Genomic DNA, 272 nt, shown 5'->3' with positions numbered 1-272 from the left:
CCCAGGCCCTATGCCAACAAAGTCTTCTCCTACGTACACCTCAATAGATGGCTGAAAAGCAGAACGATATCGATAGCGATATTGCGCTCTAAACTCGCTTTCCCATTCATTTTGTATATCCTGCCCCCACTCGTAAACCAAAAAAGCATTCATAGTTAAGCTTGTTTTGCCAAACTCTTTTTCGATCACAAAACCCGAAGTTGCTTCATACACATCTTTATTATGTTTTTTTTCAAGCTCAAATAATGCCCCCCAATCAGCCCATAATTTAC

Annotated in this window: 1 protein-coding gene; it reads right to left on the bottom strand. The window is 40.4% G+C overall.

Translation table 11 applies throughout. The features are described from left to right. Positions 1-272, bottom strand: a 272-nt coding sequence (locus tag AAEY83_RS15115) for a hypothetical protein (protein ID WP_351060190.1), incomplete at both ends; no start/stop codon positions are given.

The sequence above is a fragment of the Psychrobacter sp. TB20-MNA-CIBAN-0197 genome (genome assembly GCF_040309765.1).
In the GTDB taxonomy this organism is placed as follows: Bacteria; Pseudomonadota; Gammaproteobacteria; order Pseudomonadales; family Moraxellaceae; genus Psychrobacter; species Psychrobacter submarinus.
Note: the sequence above shows the minus strand (reverse complement) of the source record. Positions and strands in the feature narration are given on the sequence as shown.